Consider the following 4865-nt stretch of genomic DNA (forward strand, 5'->3'; position numbering starts at 1 on the left):
CGGCGCTGGCGCCCGTGGCGCGGCAGCAGCCCCTGCCCTGGCAGCGCAGCGCGCCTGCAATCGGCCAGCGCGTGAACGATCTGCAAGCCCTGTGGCAACCGGCGGCTCCGGCGGCGGCATTCGCGCCTGTCGACACCGTGGCGGCGCCCGATGCCGCCGCTTCGCCGAACAGCCTGCCGGCCCCCGCGGCACTGCCCGACGGCGAATGGCCGCTGGGCCGCGCCGTGGCGCAGTTGCACGGCGTCTACATCCTGGCCGAAAACGCACAGGGCCTGGTGGTGGTCGACATGCACGCGGCGCACGAACGCATCGTCTACGAACGCCTCAAGCAGCAACTCGACGCGCACCAGGTCGCCAGCCAGCCGCTGCTGATTCCAGCCACCTTCGCCGCCACGCCCGAAGAAGTGGCCACGGCCGAGAGCGCGGCCCCGGTGCTGACCCAGCTGGGACTGGAAATCGTGCCGTTCTCGCCGAAGACACTGGCCGTGCGCGCCGTGCCCACCACCCTGTCGGCGGGCGACCCGGTCGCCCTGGCGCGCAGTGTGCTGGGCGAACTGGCGCAGCACGAAGCCAGCACCGTGGTGCAGCGCGCGCGCAACGAACTGCTGGCCACCATGGCCTGCCACGGCGCGGTGCGTGCCAACCGGCGCCTCACGCTGGACGAAATGAACGCCCTGCTGCGCCAGATGGAAGTGACCGAGCGCAGCGACCAGTGCAACCACGGTCGCCCCACCTGGCGCCAGCTGGGCATGAAGGACCTGGACGCGCTCTTCCTGCGTGGGCGTTGAAGCACCAAACAAGGGCCATTCAGGGTGTCGCATACCCAAAAATGGCACCACACAAAGACATAGAGCCCCAAAACCAGGCATTTTTGCCTGGCGAAATGCGGTTTTTTCATAATGTCATGCACCAAAACAGGCATGACCATGAAATACACCTCGGTTCACGACTTCCTCGCTCACGTCGCCCAGCGCAATCCGGGCCAACCAGAATTCCACCAGGCCGTCACCGAGGTGATGGAAAGCCTCTGGCCCTTCATTGCGGCCCACCCGAAATACGCCGAACAGGGCCTGCTGGAGCGCCTGGTCGAGCCCGAGCGGGTGGTCATGTTCCGCGTGTCGTGGGTCGATGACCACGGCCAGGTCCAGGTCAACCGCGGCTACCGCATCCAGCACAGCATGGCCATCGGCCCCTACAAGGGCGGCATCCGCTTTCATCCCTCGGTCAACCTGTCGGTGCTCAAGTTCCTGGCCTTCGAGCAGACCTTCAAGAACGCCCTGACCACCCTGCCCATGGGCGGTGGCAAGGGCGGTTCGGACTTCGATCCCAAGGGCAAGAGCCCGGCCGAGGTGATGCGCTTCTGCCAGGCCTTCGCCGGCGAATTGTTCCGCCACGTGGGCAGCGACACCGACGTGCCGGCCGGCGACATCGGCGTCGGTGGCCGCGAAGTGGGCTACATGGCCGGCATGGTCAAAAAGCTGACCAACCGCGCGGATTGTGTGTTCACCGGCAAGGGCCTGAGCTTCGGCGGATCGCTGATCCGCCCCGAGGCCACGGGCTACGGCACGGTGTACTTCGCCCAGGAAATGCTCAAGACGCGCCAGATGGACTTCCAGGGCCTGCGCGTGAGCGTCTCGGGCTCGGGCAACGTGGCGCAGTACGCGGTCGAAAAGGCCATGCACCTGGGTGCCAGGGTGATCACCGTGTCGGACTCCAGCGGCACCGTGATCGACGAAGACGGCTTCTCGCCCGAAAAGCTCGCGCTTCTGATGGAGGTGAAGAACCATCTGTACGGTCGCGTGAGCGACTACGCCGCCCGCACCGGCTCGCGCTTCGAGGCCGGTGTGCGCCCCTGGCACGTGCCGGTGGACGTGGCCCTGCCCTGCGCCACGCAGAACGAGCTGGACGAAAACGACGCGCGCACCCTGATCGCCAACGGCGTGAAGTGCGTGGCCGAGGGCGCCAACATGCCGTCCACCATCGAAGCGGCCAAGGCCTTCGAGGCCGCCGGCATCCTGTATGCCCCGGGCAAAGCCAGCAACGCGGGTGGGGTGGCCACGTCGGGCCTGGAAATGAGCCAGAACGCCGAGCGCATGGCCTGGCCGCGCGAGGAAGTGGACGCCCGCCTGCTGCAGATCATGCAGGGCATCCACGCCGCCTGCCTGGCGCACGGCCGGCAGGCCGATGGCCGCGTGAGCTACATCGACGGCGCCAACATCGCCGGCTTCGTGAAGGTCGCCGACGCCATGCTGGCCCAGGGCGTGATCTGAAACCGACCGCCCCCGGCCTGGCGCGCTGCCAGCCAGGCCACCGAAGCGGGCCGAACGCCCGCTTCAGTCCAGCGTCTGCCGGTAGCGCCTGAGCGCGATCACCCCGGCCACCGCGGTGAAGGCCAGCATCGGCCAGAGTTCACCCCAGAGTTGGGGCGCCTCGGCGCCCTTGAGCATGATGCCGCGCACGATGCGCAGGAAATGTGTCAGCGGCAGCACCTCGCCCAGGTGCTGCGCCCAGGGCGGCATGCCCCGGAACGGGAACATGAAGCCCGAGAGCAGCATCGAGGGCAGGAAAAAGAAGAAGGTCATCTGCACCGCCTGCAACTGGTTGCGCGCGACGGTGGAGAAGGTGAAGCCGACCGCGAGGTTGGCGACGATGAAGACACCGATCATCGCCATCAGCAGCGCGAAGCTGCCGACCATCGGCACCTCGAACAGCATCAGGGCGGCACCGATGATCACGCCCAGCTGCACGTAGCCGATCACCACGTAGGGCAGGATCTTGCCCACCATCACCTCGAACGGCCGCACTGGCGTGGCCAGCAGGTTTTCCATGGTGCCGCGCTCGCGCTCGCGCGTCATCGCCAGGCTGGTCAGCATCACCATGGTCATGGTCAGGATGGTGCCGATCAGGCCGGGCACGATGTTGTAGCGCGACAGGCCTTCGGGGTTGTAGCGGCGGTGGATGCGCAGCTCGAACGGCGGCGCCCCCTTCTGTAGGGCGCGCAGCGGGCCGACCAGGTCGTGAGCCAGCGCCTGCGTGCCCATCTGGCCCAGCGCGGCAATGGCGTTGCCCGAGGCCGACGGGTCGGTCGCGTCGACCGCCACCAGCACCGCCGGCTGTTCGCCGCGCACCACCGAGCGGCTGAAGTCGTGCGGGATCTCGACCACGAACTGCACCTCGCCGTCGGCCATGAGCGCATCGGCCTCGGCCGGCGAGGTGCCCTGGTGCACCACCTTGAAGTAGCCGCTGTTCTGCAGCGCCGCGACCAGGCTGCGCGCCTGCGGCCCGGCGTCGGCCGCCACCACCGCCGTCGGCAGGCCCTTGGGATCGGTGTTGATGGCGTAGCCGAACAGCACCAGTTGCAGCACCGGAATGCCCGCCGCCATGGCGAAGGTCAGGCGGTCGCGCAGCATCTGCTGGAATTCCTTGAGGAACACGGCCCAGGTGCGGGCGGGCGAAAAGCGGCTCATGCCTGGGGCCTCCCGGGGGCGCCCGGAGCAAAGTTGTCCTGCGCGCGGTCGATCAGGCCGATGAACACATCCTCCAGCGTGGCGCGGCTGGCTTGCACACGCAGGCCCGGTTCGGCCTGCAAGGGCGCCAGCGTCTGCGCCAGCCGGTCCGCATCGGGCCCGGCCACGTGCAGCGCGTTGCCAAAGGCGACCACGCTTTGCACGCCGGGCTGGCCGCGCAGGCGCTCGGCCCAGGCACCGGCCCGTTCGCCCTCGACCGACCAGACACACAACCCCGCGCCCTCGACGATCTGCTGCTCGCTGCCGCGCGCCAGCACCGTGCCGTAGGCGATGTAGACCAGGTCGTGGCAGCGCGCGGCCTCGTCCATGTAGTGCGTCGAGACCAGCACCGTGATGCCCTGCCCGGCCAGCGTGTGAATCTGGTCCCAGAAGTCGCGCCGCGCCTTCGGGTCCACGCCCGCCGTCGGCTCGTCGAGCAGCAGCAGGCGCGGTTCGTGGATCAGGCAGGCCGCCAGCGCCAGCCGCTGCTTCCAGCCGCCCGAGAGCGCGCCGGCCAGTTGCTGCTGGCGGCCCTGCAGACCCAGGCGCTCCAGTGCGCGGTCCACCGCTTCACGGCGTTTCGGCAGTTCGAACAGGCGCGCCACGAAGTCCAGGTTCTCGCGGATCGACAGGTCTTCGTACAGGCCGAACTTCTGCGTCATGTAGCCGACCTGGCGCTTGATCGCGGCGGCGTCCTTGCGGAAATCCAGCCCCAGGCACTGACCCTCGCCCGCGTCGGGCCGAAGCAGGCCGCAGAGCATGCGGATGGTGGTGGTCTTGCCGCTGCCGTTGGGGCCGAGGAAGCCGCAGATGCGGCCCTGGCCGACCTGCAGGTTCACACCGTCCACCACCGCACGGCCGCCGTAGCGCTTGGTCAGGCCGCGCACATCGATGGCCAGCGCACCGTTCACGACGGGTCCTTGGCGGCGGGGTGCACGTCCAGCGGCTGCCCGGGGTGCAGGCGCATGGCCTGGGCCGGATCGGGTTTGGCCTCGACCAGGTAGACCAGCCGCGCGCGCTGCGCGTTCGAATAGATGACCGGCGGTGTGAACTCGGGCGCGGTGGCGATGCGGCTGATGCGCGCGTTCACCGCGGCGCCGCAGCCGTCGCAGGACAGCGTCACCGACTGCCCCAGCGACAGCGCGGCCAGCTCCGCCTCGGGCACGTAGAAGCGCGCCTTGACCGCGCCCGGCGGCAGCAGCGACACCACCGGCTGGCCGGCCCCCACGTACTCGCCCTGGCGGTAGAACACCTCGGCCACCTGCGCGTCGGCGGGCGCGGCCTGCTGCTTTTGCGCGACCCGCCAGGCGCCCGCACGCACCGCTTCGCGCGCCGACGCGGCCGTGGCCTCGGCCGCGC

The 4865-nt window shown here is 69.3% G+C and carries 5 protein-coding genes; 2 read left to right on the forward strand and 3 right to left on the reverse strand.

Annotated elements, in window-relative coordinates:
* A partial coding sequence (locus tag QQK43_RS22700; protein ID WP_502260864.1) for a DNA mismatch repair MutL family protein occupies window positions 1-788 on the forward strand: 788 nt, incomplete at its 5' end.
* 138 nt (window positions 789-926) lie between these two features.
* Window positions 927-2270 carry an NADP-specific glutamate dehydrogenase gene (gene gdhA / locus QQK43_RS22705; protein WP_284309566.1) on the forward strand — a complete coding sequence of 448 codons (1344 nt, stop codon included), beginning with the start codon at window positions 927-929 and terminating at the stop codon, window positions 2268-2270.
* Window positions 2271-2333: 63 nt separating this feature from the next.
* Here gdhA and QQK43_RS22710 read toward each other — a convergent pair whose 3' ends face one another.
* The 3 genes from QQK43_RS22710 to QQK43_RS22720 form a co-directional block, all read right to left on the reverse strand.
* The gene (locus tag QQK43_RS22710; RefSeq protein ID WP_284309563.1) at window positions 2334-3467 is read right to left on the reverse strand and encodes an ABC transporter permease; all 1134 of its coding nucleotides are present in this window, start codon (window positions 3465-3467) and stop codon (window positions 2334-2336) included.
* A complete protein-coding gene (locus QQK43_RS22715) occupies window positions 3464-4417 on the reverse strand; it encodes an ABC transporter ATP-binding protein (RefSeq protein ID WP_284309564.1) in 954 nt (317 codons plus the stop codon). The genes QQK43_RS22710 and QQK43_RS22715 overlap by 4 nt, the downstream gene beginning before the upstream one ends.
* Window positions 4414-4865, reverse strand: a 452-nt coding sequence (locus QQK43_RS22720; protein WP_284309565.1) for an HlyD family secretion protein, incomplete at its 5' end; no start/stop codon positions are given. The genes QQK43_RS22715 and QQK43_RS22720, both read right to left, overlap by 4 nt.

Source organism: Hydrogenophaga electricum, assembly GCF_030160815.1.
Lineage (GTDB): Bacteria > Pseudomonadota > Gammaproteobacteria > Burkholderiales > Burkholderiaceae_C > Hydrogenophaga > Hydrogenophaga electricum.

Bases quoted from the DNA above. Each gene is read 5' to 3' on its own strand.
- QQK43_RS22710 (WP_284309563.1), bottom strand. From the start codon at position 3,467: ATGAGCCGCTTTTCGCCCGCCCGCACCTGGGCCGTGTTCCTCAAGGAA.
- gdhA (WP_284309566.1), top strand. From the start codon at position 927: ATGAAATACACCTCGGTTCACGACTTCCTCGCTCACGTCGCCCAGCGC.